The following is a 22520-nucleotide window of genomic DNA, read 5'->3' on the forward strand; positions in this document are numbered from 1 at the left end:
ACTTTGGACGGTCTGTCTGCCGGGCGCTCCCCAATCACAGAGGAGCAACTATCATGGCAGACGCACAGCTCACCGTTCTCGGTTCTGCAATCCGGCCCGGGGACACGATCCTCCGGTACCCGACTGCCACCGTGGCAGCCGTGGAGCCCTACCGGGCGGATCTGAAGGTCACCCGCACCTTCCGCATGGCGAACGGCGCCTGGTACGCCGTCGACCGGACCGCGGAGTACAAGATCGTCCGTCCCGCCCCCTCCCGCGTCCTCGTCATCGGCCCGGCCTCCACGGCGGACGAGCTGCGGGACCTGAGTGCCTACTGCTGGGACGCCGCTGACCAGTCGGGGCGCACGGCCGTCGTCGCGACGGACACCGACCACGACGTGACGGCGTACGCGGCTGTCTACGCCGCTCCCGGGTGGATGGACGACTGGACGGCCCTCGTGCTCGGCACGGAGGCGTGGGGGGCCGGTGTGCCGCTCGTTGAGCAGCCCACGTGGGACGACGTCAGCCGCTGCACGGGCTGCCGGCTGCCGCTGACCGTCGGCACCGTCGACGGCGCGCCGAACCTCTGCGGTCCGTGCGCCGGTACGCACTGCTCGTGGTGCGGCACCGACGAGGACCGGGCGCTTCCCTACAGCTCGGACGAAGGCGCCACGTGGGACATGTTCTGCCGCCCGTGCGCCCGTCAGGACCGGCGGGAGACGAAGCGCCTGCGGGCCGTGAAGGTGGCGAAGGCTGCCTGACGCCCGACGCACCTCCGAAGCCCCTGCCGCCCTCCCGGGTCGCGGGGGCTTCGGCCGTTACGGAGGGTGATGAGACACGTCGGGTAGTCAGGGCGTCCGCGGGACGTCGATCACGGCCTCATCCTCCGCCGAACACCGCTGAGCGGACGTATATGTCCGGGAGGCTTGGCGCAGACATGGCGCTAGTGTCCGATATATGCCTTTCGGGAGGATCTCTGGTGTCCAAAATTCCAAACTTACCCCTCACCTTCTAAACCCTCTAACGCGAGTAAGAAGGTTTAGGAATTGTCCAAAAGTTTGGACAGTCTGTATCGCGGTTCGCCGCGCCCCGGCGTCACTCACTGTTCGTGGCGATGGAGGATGTGCGCGACGAAGGCGCCGCCGGTGGAATCTGGGGCCGGTGCTGCTACGGCAAGGCGGTGCGGGAGTCTAGAGCAGGGATGGGCCGTAGAGCGGCCTGGAGGGCCCTTGGGGTGCCTTGGGTGTAACCCTGGGCCATTCGTCCATCGTGGACCTGCGTGCCCCCTGGGTGGCATTGTGTGGCTTTTGAGCTGCGGGGGCGATTTGGATCGCTGTCGCCGGCGTCGAGCATAACGTTTATATAACGGAAGCGAGTGATCCCCCGGCCCCGCATCCTGGAGTCAACACGCCCAACGTCCCACTTGACGTGCTGTTTCGAGTCGATCGACGGGAACGGGTCAACGTCGCAACAGGCAAACGCGGGCACCAATAACTCTAACGAGGGAAGAAGGACCGCGACGCCGGCGAATGGCGCGGCGTCCCCTTCTCCCGGGCGCCGCCACCGCCATCCGAAGGTGGGAGAGAGCGGCGGTAGGACAGCCCCGCAATAACTCGGTAGAGGGAACCTTCCAACGCCCGGACAGCCCGCCTAACAACATAGGTAGGAGGCTCGGCTGAGACGGCCTACCTCCCCCACAACGAGCCGACGCGCACTCTCCTCCGCGTCGGTTCTCCCCTCCGGTCTGCCGTTGAGCTGTTGCAGCGCGCTCTCCTCCTCTCGGGCGCGCTCCGGCTCCGGCAGACCGGAGACCTTCCCGCCGGTGGCCCGTGGTCGCCGGCTTTTTCTTTGCGCCGCGATTGCTGCGAACACCCCAATCAACCGAATGGAGGCGGGATGAATCTGTTCCCGTGCAAGTGCTGCGGCGCTTCCATGCCCCGCAACCGCTCGAACTTCAGGATCCGGCTGGGATGCCGTGACGGGCTCAGTCCCACGTGTATGCCGTGTGACCGCGCGCAGGCGCGTGCCCGGTACGCGGCCAACCCGGAGCCGTTCAAGGCGGCTGTGGCCGCTCGACGTGCGCGACAGCGGACGGCCCTGGGGCTCCCACCGTCGACACCGCGCGAGCGGATGCCTGGCGACGACCCGACCAGCCCGACGTTCTGACCTACCCCCTGTGGCCCGTAGCGGATCCCCGCTACGGGCCACACGTGTTTCTGGACCCGAGAGGACACCATGATCAACCCTGAGATGGAAGCCGCCTGGAACGCGGTACCCGAGTTCGCGGCCCTGACGGACCGTCGCACCGAACTGTCGAAGAAGGCGGACGCGCTCCGCGCGCAGGGCACCGACCCGGAGCGTGCGCGGAGCGCCGTCATCGCCGAGATCGCTGCTGCAGTCGCTGACGGGTCGGCTCTGCCCGCGGACGCCGGCAAGAGGGCCGCGAAGGCGTACCTGACGGCCCTGGAGGCGTCCGCCGAGTGGCGCATCCTCTCCGAAGCCCACGTGGCCGTGGAGAGCCGTCTGCGAGCCCTGCGGGAGACCGACGGGGCGGATGCGGCCCTCTCCGCGCTGAACGTCCGCCTGTCGGAGGTGCTCGCGGAGTCCCGGGGCGTGCTGGAGCGTCTCGGCGGCATCAGCACCGCCGAGAACGCCATCGACGCCGGCAAGGGTGAGGAGTTCGGACGCCTGCGCGTTCTGCTGCGGGCGGTCGCGGACATCCGGTCCGCGCAGAGCATGACCACGGGCCGCGTGCGCGACGGCATCGGCGGACCGGGAGGTCTGGCACGGAAGGTCGCTGCGCACGCGCGCAACCTGACGGAGGCGGACGTTCCCGCGGACGTCGTGCGCGTCATCCAGGGTGCCGATCCCGTCGGAGTGACGTACCTGCGATGGATCGCAGGCGTCGCGGAGCCGTGGGTGCCGACGGTGTCCGAGCTGTTCGACGCCGTGGAGACGGAGAAGGCGCTCGCTCTCGGCGAGGGCATGCCCGACGACATCGGCCCACACATCGTCATCACCTCTGACCCGACGCCCGTCCCGGCCCGCCGTGTCCGCGACACCGACGGCTACGGGAGCGAGCACCCGCGTGCCCGCCGTGTCCGCTCCAACTTCTGACCGACCCGAGAGGAACAACGATCATGTCCGAACCTGACGAACTCGCAGCCGCGCAGGCTGCGCAGGCCGACGCCGAGCGGCGCGCCCTGGCGCTCGAAGTGGCGGCAGAGAAGGGCCTGACGGGTCCACTGGCGGCCCGACTGCAGGGCAACACACGTGAGGAGCTGGAGGCGGACGTAAGGACGCTGATGGCGCTCTTCCCGGGCCCTGCGGCCCCACCTGCCCCCCGGTCGGGTGGCTCGCGGGGTGTCGACGTCAGGGCGTCGAACGGCAGCGTGCAGGCGGGTATGGACCTGTACCACGAGAAGAACCCGCCGAAGCCGGAACCGAAGCCGATGCCCGGCCCCAACGACCGCACCCACGATCGTGGCCCGACCTACCGATTCGAGCGCTGATGTTCCCGACGAAGGATCAGCCGCGACCCTGCATCGGGTGCTCGGCGGAGGTAGTCCAGCAGCCCGGACCGGGCCGCCTGAAGTGGTTCTGCAAGCCAAGCTGCGGGCGCAGGTTCCGCGCCCTCCAGGCGGCCCGCTACGGCGCGGACGCTTGCCCCTCGTCCCTGTGGAGGACCGCATGAACGACGACGCTCTGAACACCCTCACAGCCCGCGCTACCGCCCTCGTCGGTACGACCGTGACCGTCCGTCTGCGGGGCGGTGGGGCGGACGTGACGGGCACCCTGACGGCCTTCGCGGGCAGTGCTCCGGCGTGGCCCGCGGGCACGGCTGCACCGAAGGCATGCCTGACCGTCACCGAGACGTCCGGCGGGAAGGTCTGGACGGTCCGCGTCGACGAGGTCGCGGCCATCGGCGCGTGACGGCGCAGGTAGTAGGCGCGGTTCGCCCGTGACTGGCTACGCCAAGGTAAGAGCGCATCATCTTGCGCGCGCAAGACTCTGGCTGCTAAGTTTCATTCATCGGGGCTTGACCCCTGGTTCCGCATGCCCGTACTCTCTCGTGCCATGCAGTCGTTCCTGACGGGCTTTCAGCCCGCAAGCCTCATGGTCGCCCTGGTCGTCGCGCTTGGGCTGACGGCCACGTGCAGCCCCAATCCTGACGCCCGGCGCCGCGCGCTGGAGACGCTCCGTGCGATGTTCGGGGGCCGCCCCTGACGTCGCGCTTGTGCAGTGGCAGCCCAGCCAGCAACCTGCCGGCTGGGCTGCCAGGGGTTGCACCTATCGCCCGCGCCCCCGGAGGGACCGGAAGAACTCGGCGAGTGCCTTGATGATCGCCGGTCGCTCCTTCGCGGCAGTGCCGCGAAGGCACAGAGCGAGCGATCCGAGCAGGATGAAGCCCAGCAGGAACAGCAACAGGGCGAGAATCATGGGCGCGGTGGCTGCCAGGTCGGCAACAGTGGACCAGATCATGGCGGGGTCTCCTCGACGGTGCGTCGAGCCACCTGTTCGAAGAGGACAGCCATCGGCAGCACCCCAACGAAGACAGATGACTGTCCAAGACGCAGGGCCCGATGCTGCGCCACACCGTCATGGTGTGTTCGTTGAGGTCTGCAAGAGACCAGGAGTCGACTGGATGCACGGCGAGCGTGCGTAAGTCGGGCCGACCTCGCGTTCCGCTGAGCGGTTAGTGAGGCCCAAGAGCGTCCACCATCACGGTTTAACGCCCAGCGCCGACCATCACGGTCAGCGGGAACTAGGTAGGTCGCTCTAGCCTGCGCCCGGGATTGCCCCGAGGTGGGATTGCCCCACTCCTGTGAGGACTGTAACACGCCAGCTAGCAACTGCGCTTGCAAGTCACCCTCGTGGATGGAGAGTTAAGCGGGTACCCCCCAGGCCGTGACCCCCTCCGGCCGATCTTGCGCATCGAAGAGGTGCTGCCCTCGCCAGTTCGTACGGGTCTGGGGGAAGTCGCTCCAGGTGCCTCGCTGAGCACTCTGGGCGCTCCGTAGCGGCCCGCAGGCGGATCGAGTGGGATGGATGGCGCTCTCAGGGCGTCGCCCGGCAGGCGTGCGCACGGGGCGTCAGCCTTATTGACTACTTTACATCTCTGCAGGTCAGGCTATGTTTTACCGTCACATCGGGTAGACTGGAGCCGTGAAGACGAGGGCGTGCGAGCGATGCGGGGAACACCTCCGCGCGCGTCACTCGCACCGGGCCCGCTTCTGCAGCGCTGCATGCCGACAGGCCGCGTACCGCGCACGCAAGGCGCAGGCTGACCTTCCTGCGGAACTGACGAGTCGTCCCCGGTGGGTGCGCCGGTCGGAGGACAAGAGGCCGCTTACGGCAGCTGGCAGGGCTGCCAACAGCACCGACCCGCAGACCTGGACGACCTACGACGAAGCGGTCCGGTCGACGGCCGGGGCGGGCGTCGGGTTCGTGCTCAACGGTGACGGCGTCGCCTGCATCGACCTGGACCACAGCGTCCGCCCTGACGGCTCGCTGGAGCCGTGGGCGGAGGCAATCGTCCAAGCCGCCGGTCCCACGTTCGTAGAAGTGTCCGTCAGCGGTACGGGCCTCCACATCTTCGGGTACGCCAGCGTCCGCCAGGGACGGCGCATCCGACGAGACGGCATGTCCGTGGAGGTTTATGGAACCGGCCGGTTTATTGCCGTTACTGGGCGCCGGTTTGCGGATGCTCCCGCCGTGCTCGCAGACATTTCAGAGCTGGTCGCCGATCTGATGGCTTAATCGCTCTCCCAACACATTCAAGCCCCCTGCAGCCTTCGGACTGACGGGGGCTTTCGCATGCCCCGACGAGAGGAACACATCATGACGGAGACGACCACCCACCGAGTCTGCGAGCGGGCAGGCTGCCGGTTTCCGCGCCTGTATCTTCCGAAAGTCGCGGGGCGGAAGCGGAAGCGGTCCCGATATTGCGGCTCGCAATGTCATGTCTGGAGCGCCAGAGCGCGCCGCGTCTCCCTGATGTCCGGCGCGGAAGCGGCTGCTGACGCTGCCGAACTGCTGCGACTCTCAGTGCTGCTGGATGCCCGTCAGAGCCCTGACGAAGAGGTGGCCGGGGTCTTCGACCACGCTCGCCGTCAGCGGCCGTAGACGGCCCGCGCGGCCCCTTCTTAGCCCCGTCGCCATTCCTGCGACGGGGCTTTTCCATTCCCACGAGAGGACGAACCATGACCGAGTCTCGATGCGCGCGCACTGACTGCCCGCTTCCCGTCGGCTATTACCCTGGCGCTTTTTGCTCGCCGATTTGTGAGACCTGGTTTGCCTACTTCATCATCCTCCGGGACGCCGATCCGTCCGACGAGGTGGAACGGGCTTCGGAGGAAATGCTGTTTTGGCTGCCGGTGATGAACTCCCGTACCGACCCGCGGGAGAACCCCCTCGACATTTCCGATATTCTTCAGGCAGGTGAATGATGCCCGGTACTGACATTGTCGGCACGGTCGGCGTCGACGTCGTCCCGATCGGCCAGGGCTTCAACGAGAAGATGGCAGCCATTGCCAAGCCTGCTGGCGACGCTGCTGGCCGGGTGGCAGGACAGGCATTCGTCGACAAGTTCGGCGACGTGATCGGGCAGCGTCTGACGATCACCCTTCCCGCCTCCGTCACCCGGGCCGGTCAGGCTGCCGGCCGCGCTGCTGGTCGCGCGGGTGACGACACGGCCGGGGCGTTCGCCCGGTCGGTGAAATCCCGCCTGGAGGTCGCGTTCCGATCGATGCCCCGCCTGGATATCCAGGTAGGGCAGACGGGCGTGGATGTGGAGCTTGCGCGCCTGCGGACGAAGCTCCAGCAGCTCTCCGGTAAGCGCATCGGTATCGACATCAGCGCAGCGGATGCGGCTGCGAAGGTCGCGGAGTTGGACGAGAAACTCGCGCGACTCGGCGCACGGCACCCGAACCCTGTCGTTCGCGTGGACATCGGCACTGCTCGCGCAGCCCTGGCGGAGGTGCGGGCCGAGATCGCAGCGATCGACGGGAAGACAGCGCACACGCGCGTCGACGTCGACACGAGCGGCGCCGCGTCCGCGGTGCTCGCTCTGGCTATCCAGATCGGCGCACTCGCTGCGATCCCCGCCGTGCCGGTGCTCGCTGTCGGCGTGGGCGGCATCGCGTCCGCCTTCGTCGCGGCCGGTGTCGGTGCGGGCGCCTTCGCTCTCGCTGCAGCCCCGGCGCTCAAGAGCGTGACGGCAGCGCTGCACGCGCAGTCGGCTGCGCAGCAGCAGGCGACGAACGGCAACATCACCGCGCAGCAGCATGCGCTGTCTCTCGCAGGTGCGCAGCAGTCCCTTGCGTCGGCACAGCGGAGCGCAGCTCAGCAGGTGGCCAGTGCGAACCGTCAGGTGGAGTCTGCAAGCCGCAGCCTCGTCGATGCGCAGAAGGCCGAACGGGCTGCGCAGGACGATCTGACAGCCGCTCGACGGACCGCGGAGCAGCAGCTCCAGGCGTACGAGGATCGCCTCCGGGACGGTGCTCTCAGCGAGCGGGAGGCGGCTCTCCGGGTCGCCGAAGCGCAGGAGAATCTGCAGGCCGTACAGGCGAAGGGCGCGGCTGCGACGGGACTGGAACGGGAGCGTGCGCAGCTCGACTATGACCGAGCGGTGCAGGCCGCGAAGGAAGCTGCGACTGCGCAAAGAGACCTGTCCGCGGAAGCGAAGGCTGCTCGGGATGCGGGTGTCGACGGCTCCGCGGTTGTGCAGCAGGCGCAGGACAAGCTGACGCAGGCGCAGCGCCGTGCAGTCGACGCTTCGCGTGCCGTGGCGGATGCGCAGAAGGCTGCTGCGTCCGCGCAGGCGGCTGCAGCGGAGAGCGTGGCCAGTGCGCAGCGTGGTCTGCAGCAGGCGATGCTGTCGACGGAGAAGAGCGCAGGGAGTGCGGACGACGCGCTGTCGAAGCTCTCGCCGTCCGCTCGCGCCCTCTTCGACGCCATCGCAGGCCCGAACGGGCTTAAGACGGCGTTCTCCTCGTGGTCGGCGTCGATGTCCCCGGCCGTCCTGCCGCTGTTCGTCCGGGGCGTGGACGCTGCGAAGCACACGCTGCCCGGTCTGACGCCACTCGTCACGGCCACGGCTGACGCGATCGGCGAGCTCTTCGACCGGTCGTCCCGGGCCGTCAAGTCCCCCTTCTGGCAGGGCTTCAAGGCTGACCTTGACGGGGCCGTGAAGCCGGCGTTCGTCGGTCTCGGCGTCGCGGTCGGCAAGGTCTTCACCGGCATAGCCGGCATCGTGGACGCCTTCCTCCCGCACATGGGCGGCATCTCGACGACGCTCCAGCGGATCACCGACAAGTTCGCCCGGTGGGCAACGGGGCTGAAGGGCTCGCCGGAGTTCGAGAAGTTCCTCAGCTTCGCGTCCCGCGTCGGCCCCGGCCTGGCCGATGCCTTCGGCAAGGTGGCGGACGCGCTGCTCTCCGTCTCGAAGGCTCTCGCGCCACTCTCCGGCCCGGTGCTTGAAGGGTTCGGCATCGTGGCTGACGGAATTTCGGCTGTTGCGGATTACGCGCCGGAAGCTGTGCTCGGAATCTACGCGCTCGTCGTGGCGATGAACGTCGCGAAGCTCGGATTGATCGCGTGGAACGGCGCAATGGCCGTCTACAATGCGATCGTCGCTATCGCCACGGCCGAGACGATCACATGGGACGTGGCACTCCAGGCGACGGGAATTGTCCCGCTGATCACGCTGATAGTCGCAGCCATCGCAGGTCTTGTGGCGGGCGTCATCTACGCGTACAACCATTTCACGTGGTTCCACGTGGCGGTGGACGCGGTATGGGCCGCTATCAAAATCGGCGCGCTGTTCCTCTGGAACAACGTCCTGAAACCGACGTTCGAAGCGATCTGGATCGGCCTGCAGTACGTCGGCAAGGCTGCGATGTGGCTGTGGGAGAATGCGCTCCGACCAGCGTTCGAAGGAATCTGGCTAGCCGCCCGCATCCTGTTCGCCATTGTCGCCGTCGCCGTTCTGGCGCCGCTCGTCATCGGATTCAAGGTTCTCGCAGCCGTAGGAATGTGGCTGTGGGAGGTAGCCCTGAAGCCCGTGTTCGGGTTCATTGGTGACGCTGCGGTGTGGATGTGGAAGAACTACATAAAGCCGAGTTTTGACGGCGTAGTCCTCATCTTGAAGGCGCTCGGAATTGCCGGAATGTGGCTGTGGACGAACGCGCTGAAGCCTGCGTTCGAAGCCATCGGCGCCGTGGCGTCGTGGCTCTGGGAAAAGGCGCTGAAGCCTGCGTTCGAGAAGACGAAGGACGCGCTGCGGCCGTTGGGCCAGGCTTTCGAGTCGGCGAAAGATCTCATTGCGGCAGCCTGGAACAAGCTCTACGACATCACGAAGAAGCCCATCAACTTCTTGATCGAGTGGGTTTACACAAAGGGCATCAAGGCCGTGTGGGACAAGGTGGCCGACTTCGTCGACCTCCCGCACCTGCCTGACGCCCCTAAGCTGCTCGCGGCCGGCGGAACGGTCGGCAACGGCTGGGGACCGGCGGTCCCGATGATGACGAATCGTCCGACGGCGATTGTCGGCGAGGGTAATCCGCTCTACCCCGAGTTCGTCATCCCGACGGACCCGAAGTACCGGGATCGCGCCCTCGCGATGCACGCTGCTGCCGGTACCCGCCTCATGGCGTCCGGCGGAATTCTCGGATCGATCTGGGACGGGATCAAGGGCGCAGGCGGCGCAGCGTGGGATTTCACGAAAGACGGAGCCGACCTCTTCGCCCACCCCGGTAAGGCGTGGGAGAAGCTGACGAAGCCCGTCCGCGATCTGATTGCGAAGATCGGTCAGTCCTCCATGGCTAAGACCATCGCAGGCATTCCGACGAAGGCAGTCGGCGGCCTGGCGGACAAGCTGAGCGGATTCATCGGGCTCGGCGGTGGAGGCGGAGGCGGTAACGGGGGCTCCGGCGTGCAGCAGTGGGCGCCGACGGTCCTCCAGGCGCTGAGCATGCTCGGGCAGCCGTCGTCGTGGCTGGACGTCGTTCTCCGACGGATGAATCAGGAATCCGGCGGTAACCCCAACGTCGTGAACCGATGGGACTCCAACTGGCTCGCCGGGACACCGAGCGTCGGTCTGATGCAGGTCATCGGCCCGACCTTCCGCGCCTACGCGGAGGGATTCCGGAACACCGGACCTTTCCTCTACGGAACGTCGACGAACCCTCTGGCGAATATTTTTGCCGGCCTGAACTACGCACAGCACCGGTACGGCTCGCTGAGCGCGCTCAACCGGCCCGGAGGCTACGACCAGGGCGGCTACCTGCCGACCGGCACGAGCCTCGTCTACAACCACAGCGGGAAGCCGGAGCCGGTGTTCACCACCGGCCAGTGGGACGCGATCAAGGCTGGTGGCCTGAACGGCGGACACGTCCCCAACGTGCAGATCGACAACCGGACCTTCCTGGGGGACCGCGAGATCACCGATCTCGTGCGGACCGAAGTGGATGTCAAGGTCGACGGCATCGCCCGCGACCTGTACGCCGGCGTGAAGTAGCCCGGCAGCACAAGAGCCCCGCATCATCCCTCGGGACGGTGCGGGGCTCTTCGGCGTTTCCGGGGGCGTCACTCCGGCGGCACGCTGTACCGCTCGACGGCAGCCTTGCCGGTGCTTGCTTCCTTGAACGTCAGCGTCCACGGGCCGCTGTTGATCTCGAAGTCACGGCCGAAGCCGATCCACTTGCCCGCCATGCGACGGCCCGTCGGCTCGACAAGCATCTGAAGGGCGCCGTGGTAACGGGCGCCGCTGTAGTACCCGTCCGACGCTGTCTGCTCCACCCACGTGCCGGTCACGACGTTGCCGTCCGCCTGCAAGTCCAGGGTCAACGGGCTGTCAGGGTTGGACGAGGACAGCGACCGGCCGGTGATCCGGTTCCCACGCTGGAGCAGCAGCACGTAGTGCATCCCGACGAAGGTGTCGGACCGTCCGGAGCTGTAGAACTCGTAGCGACTTAGCCAGATGCCGGAGATTGGTCCCACAGCCGCCGACGCTTCCGCGGCAGGAGCCGGGAGATCGCCCGCAGGGGCGTCAAGGTCATGCCCGCCCTGGCCGTCGGGGTGGACGCGGGGAGACTGCTCGGGAAGGTCGAAGCCCATGGACTCCACGGGTACTCCCGTGACGGCCTCCAGGGCCCTGGCATAGACCGGGCGTGGCTGACGGACCTGGCCGCCTTCCCATCGCTGGACGAGGCGCTTGCTTGCCTCGTTGGGTTCCCCTATGTCCTCGCCCGCCTTCCTGAGTTTCTGGGCTAGCTCGTCCTGGCTGAGACGCATGCCAATGCGTACAGCCCTGAAGGTGTCGTTCGGCGTCGGCATACATCCAAGGTAGGACGAACGGCGCGGTAATGACACCGAAATGACGCCCCGTCGTGTCGCCGCTTTGACGCCTTGACGTCGTCGCAGTGCCCGGGGAAGTGGATCACCCTGGCTGAGTGGGCATCGGCGACGAAGGGGGCGCGGACATGGCAGGGAGAGCAGGCGTCGGAAGCATGGCCCGTGAACAGGCGCCTCCCGGCGTTGTGCTCTCCCGGGACATGGCGGACACGCTCACCCGGGAGCAGCTCCACGGCAGCCGGTGCTACCGCGGACTCGACTGCACGGGGCCGCTCGTACCGGCAGGGCACGCGTACACCACGCCGGCAGAAGACGGAGCGCCGCTCGGCTGGGTCGTCGCGGCCTGCAAGCGGCACGGCCGGCGGAGGACGGCGTGAACGAGACGACGCGCGCCAGGTTCCGCGCCGAGAAGATGGGCGACGGAGACCCGTACCCCGGCATGTGGGGGGTCCGCGACGGCGACGAGTGGCGGATCGTCGGCGACGAGGCCGACCGCTACCCGATGCAGCACTCCGCGGAACAGGCGGCCCGAAGCCTCGGGTACGTCGCCCGCATGACATGAGACTGCCGCGCCTGCCCGCAGGAAGGGTCAACAGGGTAGGCGCGGTGCAGTACCCGTCGGGCGGAGGCATGCCCTTCACTCGTCCTCCCGACGGTCGGCCGGCAAGGGGTGCAGACCCGAACCGGCCACCCCCGCTGCGGGTCGCTACCGAGATTCACACAGAGCGCAGCGGGGCAAGCGGTAAGGGTCGCAGCCCGTAACCGCGGGCCGGAGGGATTGCAGTCCGAAGGCCCAAAGACGCCTCGCCCGGTGTCGGTGCACAGACGGCGGGTGAGGGCAGAGCGGGGCCGTGGGTAAAGACGCTTGGCGGTGTCACACCCGCGGCCCCGTGCAGTGCGCCGGGGGCTGTGCGGGCATCGCCGCAGGCTGGGAAACTAGTGGGGTAATTGACAGAAGCGTTCGTCACGCAGACCCCGAAGGACGTCCCCGCGGACGTGCTCGCCCAGCTCGGCAACCGGGTGCAGCACGCACTGCGCGCCTTCACCCCGGACGACGCGAAGGCCCTGAAGGCCACCGTCTCCACCTTCCCGCGGTCCTCCTACGACCTCGCGGAGGTGCTCACCGGCCTCGGCACCGGGGAGGCTGTGGTGACGGTGCTCTCGGAGAAGGGCGCGCCGACGCCGGTGGCGGCGACCCGGCTGCGGGCGCCGCAGTCGCTCATGGGCCCGCTGGACGCCGTCGCGCTCGGTACGGCGGTGGCGTCCTCGCCGCTCGCCGCACGCTACGCGGAGGCGGTCGACCGGGAGTCCGCGTACGAGAAGCTGGCCGCCCGGCCGGCCGCCCACGAGGAGGCGCCCGCGCCGGGGCGGGAACCGGCGGCGCGGCAGGCACCCCCGCGGGAGGCCCCGGCCGAGGGCGGCGACGGCGGCGGGCTGATCGGGTCGCTGATGCGCAACCCGGCCCTGAAGTCGCTCGCGCGGTCGGCCGGCACCCAGCTCGGACGGGAGATCACCCGCAGCCTGTTCGGGACGTCCCGGCGTCGGCGGTAGGCCCCGGCCGGAGCCCGCTCAGGCGCGCAGGGCGGCGCCGATCCGGTCGAGCGAGGAGAGCCGCATCAGGCCGTAGTGGTAGAACTCCACCTCCGGCACGCCCAGCTCGCGCAGCACGCCGATCTTGGCGGCGAGGTTGGCCGGGCCGTCGCAGTCCTCGGCCATCGGCCGGAGGATCACCGCCATCGCCTCGGGGCTCACGCCGTGCAGCGCGAACGCGGCGACCTTCTCCCGCACCTCCCCGGGGGAGCGGGCGTAGCCGAGCGTCTCGACCTGGTGCGCGGCCTTGGCGAGGGCCGGGAGGTCGATGCCGGAGAGCCAGCCCTTGCCGGGCCCGGCGCCGTCCATGAAGGTGAGCCGCATGCCGTGGGCGGCGGCCGCCTCGGCGACCTCGGCGGCGAGCGAGGTGACGGTGCCGGTGGCGGCGTCCAGGTAGGCGGCGAGGGCGCCGCCCGCGAGCTCGTCGAGGGCGGCCGGCTCGGCGGCCCTCCGCTCGTCGGCGAGACGGCCGCGCAGCTCGTCCCGGACGGCCTGCTGCACCTCCTCGGCGGGGACGCCGGCGGCGCGTGCGGCGGCGCGGCAGTGCGGGCAGAAGCAGATGCCGAGCAGGGCCTCCGCGACGGCGCCGAGCTCCTCGAAGTACCGCTCGTGGTGGTAGCCGTGCCGGAGGCCGTGGAAGTGCAGCGACTCGGCGCGGATCGCGTCGACGCCGTACCGGGCGAGCTCCTCGACCAGCGTCAGCGCGTAGGCGCGGACCTCGGGATGGGCGGGACACAGCTCGGTGAGGTGGCGGTCGCCGAAGGCGTTGGCCGGGGCGCAGTCGGGGTGCTGGAAGCCGAGCCGGTCGTTGTGGCAGAAGACCGTCCAGGCGTGCAGCTTCAGGCCGCGCCGGCCGGCCTCGGCGGCGGCCTCGGCGAAGGGGTCGCGGTCGCCGATCGCGCCGGAGGGCGCCGGGACGAGCCGTCGCCCCGCCCAGCGGGCCGGGTCGGGCCGGAAGTACGCGGCGCCGGGCTCCAGGTACCGCACGACGCGGCGCGGGTTGTGCGGGAAGACGTCCCGGGCCTCGTGGTAGACCGAGGCGAGGGTCAGGCCGCCCACGCCGGCCCGGTCGGTAAGGTGGCCGAAGAAGGTGTCGGCGCCCTCGTCCAGCAGGTCGGTGGCGAAGGCGAGGACGGACGACTCCACGGGGCGGCTCCGGGGCAGACGGTGCGGGTGCGCCCCCACGCTAGCCCGGTACCCGGCATTGGTCTATACCTCAAGGCTTGGGAGACGGGCGATGACGCCGCTGTACCGCGAGTTCGACCACGGGGAACTCGCCCGCGAGTACTCCCCGAGCAGCTGCGTCGACGACCTGGCGGCCGAGCTCGCCGCGTACACCGACCGCAGCCGCGCCGCGTACGCCGCGCTGGAGGTCCGCACCGACCTGCCGTACGGCGCCGGGCCGCCCGAACTGATCGACTTCTTCCCCGCCGCCCGGCCCGGCGCACCCCTGCACGTCTTCGTCCACGGCGGCTACTGGCAGGAGCTGGACAAGACCGACTCCGCCTTCGCCGCCCCCGACTTCACCGCCCTCGGCACGGCCTACGCCGCCGTCGGCTACGGCCTCGCACCCGGCTGGCCCCTGGACGCCATCGTGGCGCAGGTCCGCCGCGCGGTGCACTGGCTGCTCGACCACGCCGAGGACCTCGGCGCCGACCCGCACCGCGTGCAGCTCTCCGGCAGCTCCGCCGGCGCCCACCTCGCCGCGATGGCCCTCCTCGGCCCCGCCTCCCCGCGCGGCCGCCGCGTCGCCGACGCGGTGCTGCTCAGCGGCGTGTACGACCTGGAGCCGATCACCCTCACCTACGTCAACGACGCGCTCGGCCTCGACCCGGCCGCCGCCCGCCGCAACAGCCCGCTGCTGCTCCTCGCCGACCACCCGCCGGCGGAGCCGCTGCCGCCGCTGCTGCTCGCCGTCGGCGAGCACGAGACCGGCGAGTTCGCCCGGCAGCAGGAGGAGTTCGCGGCCGCCGCGCGGAAGGCCGGGGTGCCGGTGGAGGCCGTGGTCGTCGCCGGCCGCAACCACTTCGACCTGCCGCTCGACCTCGGCCGGCCGGACACTCCGCTCGGCGCGGCCGTCACCGCCAGGCTCGCTCCCTAGACTCGGAGGAGAGCCACCCGCGCGACGAAGAAGGAGAAGGTGCAGCGACCATGACGCTCCGTCCGCCCCTGCCGTACGACCACCTGCCGAAGGTGCCCGGCTTCGACCTGACCAGCCGTGACCTCGTGGACGGCGCCACGATGCCCGACGCGCACGTGCACGCCCACGGCAACGGGTCGCCGCACCTCGCGTGGTCCGGCTTCCCCGCCGAGACCCGCGGCTTCGCCGTGACCTGCTTCGACCCGGACGCCCCCACCGCGAGCGGCTGGTGGCACTGGCTGGCGCTCGACCTGCCCGTCGGCACCACCGAACTCGCCCGCGGCGCCGGTGCCTCTGACGCGACCCTGCCCGGTGACGGCTACCACGCCCGCAACGACTTCCCGGGCCACCGGTACGACGGCGCCGCCCCGCCGCCCGGCCCGGCGCACCGCTACGTCTTCGCCGTGCACGCGCTCGACGTGCCCACGCTCGGGCTGACGTCCGACACCCCGGCCGCGGTGGTCGGCTTCAACCTCACCTTCCACACCGTGGCGCGGGCCCTGCTCACCGTCGAGTACGCGAGCGGCTGACCGGCGCGGCGCACCGCCCCGGGCGGACTCCCGGCCGACCGCCGGGAGCCCGCCGGCTCAACCCCCGGCCCCCTCGGCCTCCTTGGCCCCCTTGGCCTTCTTCGCGGCCTGCTTCGCCTCCTGCTTGGTCGCCCGCACCTTCACGAGCGACTCCGGCCCGGTGATGTCCGCCACCGAACGGAACCCCGGCTCGCCGTACGCCCCGGCGGCCTCGCGCCAGCCGTCCGGGGTGACGCCGAACTGCTTGCCCAGCAGGGCGAGGAAGATCTGCGCCTTCTGCCTGCCGAAGCCGGGCAGGTCGTCGAGCCGCTTCAGCAGCTCACGGCCGTCGGGCGCATCCCGCCAGACCGCCCCGGCGTCGCCGTCGTAGTGCTCCACCAGGTACTGGCAGAGCTGCTGCACCCGCTTGGCCATCGAGCCCGGATACCGGTGCACGGCGGGCTTCTGCGACAGCAGGGCGGCGAACTCCTCCGGGTCGGCGGCGGCGATCCGGTGCGCGTCCAGGTCGTCCGCGTCGAGCCGTTGCGCGATCGTGTACGGGCCGGTGAAGGCCCACTCCATGGGGATCTGCTGGTCCAGCAGCATGCCGGTGAGCGCGGCGAGCGGGCTGCGGCCGAGCAGGTCGTCGGCCTCCGCTTGCTGCGCGAGGTGGATGGTGACGCTCACGGTGCGGCCCCTGGTGCGGCGGTCGGTCGGGTCGCCCTCATCGTGGCAGCCCGGGCGCGGGGGCGCGGCGCACAACACACCGCCCGGTCACCGCCCGCGTGGTGCACGTCCGCCGTACGAAGGCTGCCGCGGGCGCCGACTGACGGGGGGTCGGGTGATTGGGCCGGGCGGGCGACAGGCGGCCTGTCGGCGCCGGGTCCGCCGCGACGCGGCTGCACGATGAACCGACGAGCAGATGGTCGGCCCCGGCCGGTACGGGTCTCCCGGACCGGCCGGGGCCGGTTTGCCCACCCGCGCCCCCGCCGGGCCGCCGACCACGGCGCCCGCCGCCGCGCGGTTCGCGCACCGCAGGCCCACGGCGGGTCCAGGAGGCTCCGTGCACCGTTCCAGATCGCTCACGTCCGCACTCGTACAGGTCGCCGCCGCGGCCCTGGCCGCCGGCACCCTCACCGCACCCGCCGGGGCGGCGCCACCACCCGCCCGGGTGACCGTCGCCGACCCCGCGCAGTACGTCGACGCGTACGTCGGCACCAAGCAGGGCGAGCCGGACTTCGGCAACGGCGGCGGGGCCGGCAACACCTTCCCCGGCGCCTCCGCGCCCCTCGGCATGGTGCAGTGGAGTCCCGACACCGCCACCTACCAGCACGGCGGCTACTTCTACGACGACCAGCGGATCAACGGCTTCAGCCTCACCCACATCTCCGGCGCCGGCTGCGGCGACTACGGCACCACGCCGTTCATGCCGGTGCTCGACGGCCGCCCGACCGACCACGCGGACTTCCGGCACGCCGACGAGACCATCGCCCCCGGCTCGTACGCCGTCACCTTCGGCAACGGCCTGCGGACCGAACTCGCCACCACCCAGCGCTCCGGCATCGCCCGCTTCACGTACCCCGCGGGCCGCACCGCCTCGCTGACCGTCGACGCAGGCAAGGCCTTCAACGACGCCTCCGGCAGCATCAGCATCGGCGCCGACACCCTCTCCGGCTGGACCGAGAGCGGCGGCTTCTGCGGCACCGGCAACCGCTACCGCGTCTACTTCCACGCGCAGTTCGACCGGCCGTTCAGCAGCGCCGGGATCGTCCGCACGGGCGGCGCCGACGCCGGCACCGTCGACACCACCCGCCGCACCGCCACCGGCGGCAGCGAGGGCGTGGCCCCGCAGGCCGCCCGCACCGCGCAGGACCACGGCACCGGCACCGGCGAGGACCAGCACCCCGCCCGTACCCGGGCCGCCTCCGGCGCCCAGGCCCTCGTCTCCTTCGACACCGGCACCGACCGCACCGTCACCGCCCGGGTCGGCGTCTCCTTCGTCAGCGCGGACGGCGCCCGCGCCAACCTCGCCGCCGAACAGGGCACCACCGCGTTCGACCGGCTCCGCGACGACGCCCGCGCCACCTGGAACGACCTGCTCGGCAGGATCGCCGTCGACGGCGGCACCACCACGCAGCGCCGCATCCTCTACACCGCGCTCTACCACGCGCTGCTGCACCCCAGCGTGATCAGCGACACCGACGGCCGCTACCCCGGCTTCGACGGCGCGATCCGGACCGCCCGGCCCGGCCACGCGCAGTACGCCGACTACTCCGGCTGGGACGTCTACCGCTCGCAGGTGCAACTGCTGGCGCTGCTCGACCCCGCCCGGGCCGCCGACATCGCGCAGTCCGTCGTCGACCAGGGCGCGAGCGCCGGCTACCTCGACCGGTGGACCCTCGCCAACGGCGGCACCGGCGTCATGGTCGGCGACCCCCTGCCGATCATCGCCGCGAGCATCCACGCCTTCGGCGGCACCGACTTCGACGCCGCGGGCCTGCTCCGCATCGCCACCGCGGGCAGCCGCGACCCCCGCCAGCGGCCCGGACACGGCCCGTACGACACGATCGGCTACATCCCGTCCGACGCGTCCGGCATCTGGGGCTCCGCCGCGACCACCCTGGAGTACACCAGCGCCGACTTCGCCCTCGCCCAGCTCGCCGGCCGGATCGGCGACACCGCCGCCCACGACACCCTGATGCACCGCTCCGCGAACTGGCGCAACCTGCTCAACAGCGGCAGCGGTTACCTCCAGCCCCGCGGCACCGACCACGCCTGGCCCGACTTCCGGCCCGCCCAGCAGGACCACTTCGTCGAGGGCAGCGCCGCGCAGTACGCCTGGATGGTGCCCTACAACCACCGCGGACTCTTCGACGCGATGGGCGGCGACACCGCCGCCGTCGCCCGGCTCGACGGGTTCTTCGCCGAACTCAACGGCGGCCCCGACTCCGAGCACGCCTACCTCGGCAACGAGCCCTCCGCCAACACCCCGTGGGCGTACGCCTACGCGGGCCGGCCGGACCGCACCCAGGACACCGTGCGGCGCGCCCTCACCGAGCTCTTCTCCGACGCCCCCGACGGCGAGCCCGGCAACGACGACCTCGGACAGATGTCCTCCTGGGTGGTGTGGGCGGCGCTCGGCATGTACCCGCAGGCACCGGGAAGGTCCGAACTCGTGCTCGCCAGCCCGCTGTTCCCCGCCGTCACGGTGCGCCGCGGCAACGGAGCCGTGATCGAGGTGACCGCACCCGGTGCCTCCGAGCAGGCCCGGTACGTGCACGCCCTCGCCGTGGACGGTGCCGCCACCGGACGCCCCTGGTTGAGCGAGGAGTTCGTACGCCGCGGCGGCACCCTGGCCTTCACCCTCTCCGACGCGCCCGACCCCGCCTGGGGGCGCGCCCCGGAGGACGCGCCGCCCTCCTTCGACGTCGGCCCGGCCCGCCCGGCCACCGGACCGGTCGTCGGTCCCGACGCCAAGTGCGTCGGAGCGGACGGGGGTTCGGCCGTCAACGGCACCGCCGTGCAGCTCGCCGCGTGCACCGGCGCCGCCGCCCAGCAGTGGACCACCGCCTCCGACGGCAGCATCCGTTCGCTCGGCAAGTGCCTCGACGTCGACGGGAGTTCGGTCTTCAACGGGGCGGCCGTCCAGCTGTGGGACTGCAACGGCACCGGCGCCCAGCAGTGGTGGCCGCGCGCCGACGGCTCGCTCCTCAACCCGCCGTCCGGCCGCTGCCTCGACCTGCCCGGCAGCGACACCACCGACGGCAGCCGCCTGCAGCTGTGGGACTGCAACGGCACCGGCGCCCAGCGCTGGACCGTCCCGGTGTGACCCCGTCCCCGCCCGGCGCCCGGTCCCGCCGGACGCCCCTCCCCGCCGTCCTTGTACGACCGCCGCCACCCGAACAGGAGGAGGACCATGAACACCCCGCCCGCCGCCGCCCTCCCGCGCGAGCGCGCCGACCTGCTGGAGACGCTCGGCAAGCACCGCGGCTTCCTGCGGTACACCGTCCGTGAACTCACCGACGAGCAGGCCGCGCAGCGCACCACCGCCAGCGCGCTGTGCCTCGGCGGCCTCGTCAAGCACGTCAGCGGCGTCGAGGCCCGCTGGATCCGGTTCGTGCTCGGCGGCGCCGATGCCATGCGGAGCGAACCCGTCGACTGGGAGGGCCAGTTCAGGATGGCCGACGGCGACACCCTGGACGGGCTGCTGGCGGCCTACGCGGAGGTCGCGGCCCGCACCGACGACCTCGTCGCGACCCTCCCCGACCTCGACGCGGCCCACCCGCTGCCCGAGGCGCCGTGGTTCGAGCCCGGCGCCACCTGGTCGGCCCGGCGCGTCCTGCTGCACATCATCGCCGAGACCGCCCAGCACGCCGGCCACGCCGACATCATCCGCGAATCCCTCGACGGGGCCAGGACGATGGGCTGACCCGGCCCGTGCCCCGCCCCCGCCACCCACCCCTGCGAGAGGAAGCAGACACCATGGCAGTGCAGCCCGAAGGCACCCCCTGTTGGGCCGACGCGATGTTCACCGACCTGGAGGGCGCCAAGGACTTCTACGGCGCCGTCCTCGGCTGGACCTTCGGCGAGAGCTCCTCCGAGTACGGCAACTACACGCAGGCGTACAAGGACGGCAAGGCCGTCGCCGCCGTCGTCCCGCCGATGCCCGGCCAGGAGGCGCAGTCCGCCTGGTGCCTGTACTTCGCCTCCCCGGACGCCGCGGCGTCCGCGGAGAAGATCCGCGTGGCCGGCGGCGAGATCGTCATGGGCCCCATGCAGGTGGGCGACTTCGGCACCATGCTGATCGCCCGCGAGCCCGGCGGTGCGGCCTTCGGCATCTGGCAGGCCGACCGCCACGAGGGCTTCGAGAAGGTCGGCGAGCCCGGCGGGTACGCCTGGGCCGAGCTCTGCACCCGCGACACCGCCGCCACCGACGCCTTCCTCACGGCCGCCTTCCCGTACCGGGCCCAGCAGATGGACGCCGGCGGCATGGACTACCGGGTCTACAGCATCGGCTCCGATCCGGTGCTCGGCCGGATGGAGATGGGCTCAGACTTCCCGTCCGGCCTGCCGCCGTTCATCAACGTGCACTTCGCCGTGGACGACTGCGACGCGGCCGTCGCCAAGGCCACCGAGCTCGGCGGCCACCTCCACTACGGCCCGATGGACAGCCCGTTCGGCCGCTTCGCCTCCCTCACCGACCCGCAGAACGCGGCCTTCGCGATCATCGACCTCGGCCGCACCGAGGGCGAGATGCCCTCCCTCAAGGACGTCTGATCCGTCCTCCCCCCCAGCCCACCCGGCCCCGTCGGGGCACCCCCCACGGTGCCCCGCCGGGGCCGCGGTGCGACCTCCCGCACCCGCGGCCGCAGGCCGTCAAGCCGATGGCAATCGGATGCCAAGCCGCGCGGGGCACGCTTGTTCCGTCGACGCGAGTGCTCCGTCGACGGAAGGGGGACACCATGACAGGCAACGGCCCGCACAGACGCGGACACGCTGTCGTCGCCGGAGCGGGGATCGGCGGCCTGCTCGCCGCCCGGGTGCTCGCCGGGACGTACGAGCGGGTCACCGTGATCGAGCGAGACGCCCTGCCCGACGACGCCGCACCGCGGCGCGGCGTACCGCAGAGCCACCACGCGCACGGTCTGCTCTCCAAGGGCTTCGAGGTCCTGGAGGACCTCTTCCCCGGCCTCGGCGACGACCTCGTCGCCCGCGGCGCCATCATCCGCGACGCCCAGAACGACGTGCGCTGGGTCAACGACGGCCACCCCCTGCTGCAGGCCGAGTCCGGACTGCGCTGCCTGATGGTGAGCCGGCCCACCCTCGAACACCACCTCCGCACCCGGGTGGAGGCCCTGCCCGGCGTGGAGATCCACCAGCGGTGCGAGGTCGTCGAACCCCTCGCCGACGGCGCCGCCGGACGGATCACCGGCGTCCGGCTGCTGCGCGTCAACGCCGAACCGGAGGACCTGCCCGCCGACCTCCTCGTCGACGCCACCGGCCGCGGCAACCGCGGCGCCACCTGGCTCCGCGCGCTCGGCTACGAACCCGCCCCGGAGGAACGCGTCGACTCCGGCATCGCCTACGTCTCCCGCGAGTACCGGCGCCGTCCGGGCGACTCCGACGTCGACGCCTACGTCATCGGCGCCGAGGCGAACGCACCGCGCGGCGGCGTCGCCCTCAGCGGGGAGGGCGACCGCTGGCTCGTCACCCTCTTCGGCATGAACGCCGACCTCCCGCCCGTCGACCCGGACGGCTACCACCGGTTCGCCGAACGGCTGCCCGTCCCCGACCTGCACCAGCTCCTGCAGCGGCTCGAACCGCTCGGCGCACCCCGGATGATGCGCATCCCGGTCTCCATCCGGCGCCACTACGAACGGCTGACCCGCTTCCCCGAGGGCTACCTCGTCTTCGGCGACGCCCTCTGCCAGTTCAACCCCTCCTACGGGCAGGGCATGACCGTCGCCGCGTGCGAGGCCGCCGCGCTGCAGGCGTGCCTCGCGGAGAACCCCGGGGACGGGCTCGCCCGGCGGTTCTTCCGCCGGGCCGCGCGCATCACCGACGTCCCGTGGGACATGTCCGTCGGCGGCGACCTGCGCTTCCCGTTCGTCGAGGGCCGCCGCACCCTCCGGGTGAGGCTGCTCAACCGCTACATCGGCCGCCTCCACCGTGCGGCCGCGGTCGACCCGGCCGTCGGACGCGCCTTCCTGAGCGTCGCCAACCTGCAGGCCCCGCCGCAGCGACTCTTCGCCCCCGGCGTGCTCGGCCGGGTGCTGCGGCCCCGCGCCGCCCGCCCGGCGGTGGCGGCGCCTGCTGCGGTGGCGGCCGGTCCGGTGGCGGCCGAGCCGGCCCCGCGGTCCGTGCCGCGGGCGGCGGCCTGACACGGCCCGGCGCCGCCGACCGCGGCGCGCCGCACCCGGCCGACGGGGCACGCGGTGCGCCGGGGC

Annotated in this window: 19 protein-coding genes and 1 pseudogene; 16 read left to right on the plus strand and 4 right to left on the minus strand. The window is 71.1% G+C overall.

The annotated features are described in order from the left end of the window. The first annotated feature begins 53 nt into the window (after nucleotides 1-53). From SNE206_RS09240 to SNE206_RS09260, 5 genes are all read left to right on the plus strand, one after another. Nucleotides 54-740 (plus strand): hypothetical protein, encoded by a 687-nt coding sequence (locus SNE206_RS09240; RefSeq protein WP_407912883.1) that lies wholly within the window; start codon nucleotides 54-56, stop codon nucleotides 738-740. A 1474-nt stretch (nucleotides 741-2214) separates the two neighbouring features. Further along, entirely contained in the window at nucleotides 2215-3096 is an 882-nt protein-coding gene (locus tag SNE206_RS09245; RefSeq protein ID WP_407912884.1) for a hypothetical protein, read from the plus strand. A 23-nt stretch (nucleotides 3097-3119) separates the two neighbouring features. After that, the gene (locus SNE206_RS09250; protein ID WP_407912885.1) at nucleotides 3120-3491 is read left to right on the plus strand and encodes a hypothetical protein; all 372 of its coding nucleotides are present in this window, start codon (nucleotides 3120-3122) and stop codon (nucleotides 3489-3491) included. A gap of 178 nt (nucleotides 3492-3669) precedes the next feature. Beyond that, nucleotides 3670-3912, plus strand: coding sequence for a hypothetical protein (locus SNE206_RS09255; RefSeq protein WP_407912886.1), 243 nt, complete (start codon nucleotides 3670-3672; stop codon nucleotides 3910-3912). A 144-nt stretch (nucleotides 3913-4056) separates the two neighbouring features. Continuing rightward, nucleotides 4057-4206 carry a hypothetical protein gene (locus tag SNE206_RS09260; protein WP_407912887.1) on the plus strand — a complete coding sequence of 50 codons (150 nt, stop codon included), beginning with the start codon at nucleotides 4057-4059 and terminating at the stop codon, nucleotides 4204-4206. Nucleotides 4207-4269: 63 nt separating this feature from the next. Here the strand turns inward: SNE206_RS09260 and SNE206_RS09265 are convergent, their stop codons facing one another. Next, complete coding sequence (locus SNE206_RS09265; RefSeq protein WP_407912888.1) at nucleotides 4270-4461, minus strand: hypothetical protein; 192 nt, start codon at nucleotides 4459-4461, stop codon at nucleotides 4270-4272. 840 nt (nucleotides 4462-5301) lie between these two features. Between SNE206_RS09265 and SNE206_RS09270 the strand changes: the two genes are divergently transcribed. The 3 genes from SNE206_RS09270 to SNE206_RS09280 all read left to right on the plus strand — a co-directional run bounded on the left by SNE206_RS09270 (nucleotide 5302) and on the right by SNE206_RS09280 (nucleotide 10498). After that, entirely contained in the window at nucleotides 5302-5739 is a 438-nt protein-coding gene (locus SNE206_RS09270) for a bifunctional DNA primase/polymerase (protein ID WP_407912889.1), read from the plus strand. 443 nt (nucleotides 5740-6182) lie between these two features. Continuing rightward, nucleotides 6183-6428, plus strand: a complete 246-nt coding sequence (locus tag SNE206_RS09275) for a hypothetical protein (protein WP_407912890.1) — start codon at nucleotides 6183-6185, stop codon at nucleotides 6426-6428. After that, the gene (locus SNE206_RS09280) at nucleotides 6428-10498 is read left to right on the plus strand and encodes a transglycosylase SLT domain-containing protein (protein ID WP_407912891.1); all 4071 of its coding nucleotides are present in this window, start codon (nucleotides 6428-6430) and stop codon (nucleotides 10496-10498) included. The genes SNE206_RS09275 and SNE206_RS09280 overlap by 1 nt, the downstream gene beginning before the upstream one ends. Before the next feature lie 68 nt (nucleotides 10499-10566). Here the strand turns inward: SNE206_RS09280 and SNE206_RS09285 are convergent, their stop codons facing one another. Then, nucleotides 10567-11316: a helix-turn-helix domain-containing protein gene (locus tag SNE206_RS09285; RefSeq protein WP_407912892.1), complete on the minus strand. Its 750-nt coding sequence runs from the start codon at nucleotides 11314-11316 to the stop codon at nucleotides 10567-10569. A gap of 391 nt (nucleotides 11317-11707) precedes the next feature. Here SNE206_RS09285 and SNE206_RS09290 point away from each other — a divergent pair, with 391 nt between their 5' ends. Together SNE206_RS09290 and SNE206_RS09295 are read left to right on the plus strand one after the other, a co-directional pair. Beyond that, the gene (locus SNE206_RS09290) at nucleotides 11708-11896 is read left to right on the plus strand and encodes a hypothetical protein (RefSeq protein ID WP_407912893.1); all 189 of its coding nucleotides are present in this window, start codon (nucleotides 11708-11710) and stop codon (nucleotides 11894-11896) included. Nucleotides 11897-12294: 398 nt separating this feature from the next. Then, nucleotides 12295-12885 (plus strand): annotated as a pseudogene (locus SNE206_RS09295) (helicase HerA-like domain-containing protein); the annotation flags it as partial. Between the two features lie 18 nt (nucleotides 12886-12903). Here SNE206_RS09295 and SNE206_RS09300 read toward each other — a convergent pair. Further along, on the minus strand, nucleotides 12904-14070 hold the full coding sequence (locus SNE206_RS09300) for a hypothetical protein (protein ID WP_407912894.1): 1167 nt from the start codon (nucleotides 14068-14070) through the stop codon (nucleotides 12904-12906). 91 nt (nucleotides 14071-14161) lie between these two features. On the opposite strand from SNE206_RS09300, the gene SNE206_RS09305 reads away from it, so the two are divergent. Further along, complete coding sequence (locus tag SNE206_RS09305; RefSeq protein WP_407912895.1) at nucleotides 14162-15025, plus strand: alpha/beta hydrolase; 864 nt, start codon at nucleotides 14162-14164, stop codon at nucleotides 15023-15025. A 50-nt stretch (nucleotides 15026-15075) separates the two neighbouring features. Next, the gene (locus tag SNE206_RS09310) at nucleotides 15076-15594 is read left to right on the plus strand and encodes a YbhB/YbcL family Raf kinase inhibitor-like protein (protein ID WP_407912896.1); all 519 of its coding nucleotides are present in this window, start codon (nucleotides 15076-15078) and stop codon (nucleotides 15592-15594) included. A gap of 57 nt (nucleotides 15595-15651) precedes the next feature. Here the strand turns inward: SNE206_RS09310 and SNE206_RS09315 are convergent, their stop codons facing one another. After that, entirely contained in the window at nucleotides 15652-16260 is a 609-nt protein-coding gene (locus SNE206_RS09315; RefSeq protein ID WP_407912897.1) for an HhH-GPD-type base excision DNA repair protein, read from the minus strand. Nucleotides 16261-16636: 376 nt separating this feature from the next. Here SNE206_RS09315 and SNE206_RS09320 point away from each other — a divergent pair, with 376 nt between their 5' ends. The 4 genes from SNE206_RS09320 to SNE206_RS09335 all read left to right on the plus strand — a co-directional run bounded on the left by SNE206_RS09320 (nucleotide 16637) and on the right by SNE206_RS09335 (nucleotide 22454). Further along, nucleotides 16637-19402, plus strand: coding sequence for a GH92 family glycosyl hydrolase (locus SNE206_RS09320; protein WP_407912898.1), 2766 nt, complete (start codon nucleotides 16637-16639; stop codon nucleotides 19400-19402). Nucleotides 19403-19489: 87 nt separating this feature from the next. Further along, nucleotides 19490-20002, plus strand: a complete 513-nt coding sequence (locus SNE206_RS09325; RefSeq protein ID WP_407912899.1) for a DinB family protein — start codon at nucleotides 19490-19492, stop codon at nucleotides 20000-20002. Nucleotides 20003-20055: 53 nt separating this feature from the next. Then, nucleotides 20056-20850 (plus strand): VOC family protein, encoded by a 795-nt coding sequence (locus SNE206_RS09330; RefSeq protein ID WP_407912900.1) that lies wholly within the window; start codon nucleotides 20056-20058, stop codon nucleotides 20848-20850. Between the two features lie 185 nt (nucleotides 20851-21035). Beyond that, complete coding sequence (locus tag SNE206_RS09335) at nucleotides 21036-22454, plus strand: NAD(P)/FAD-dependent oxidoreductase (RefSeq protein WP_407912901.1); 1419 nt, start codon at nucleotides 21036-21038, stop codon at nucleotides 22452-22454. Nucleotides 22455-22520: the final 66 nt, after the last annotated feature.

The sequence above is a fragment of the Kitasatospora sp. NE20-6 genome (assembly GCF_045862635.1).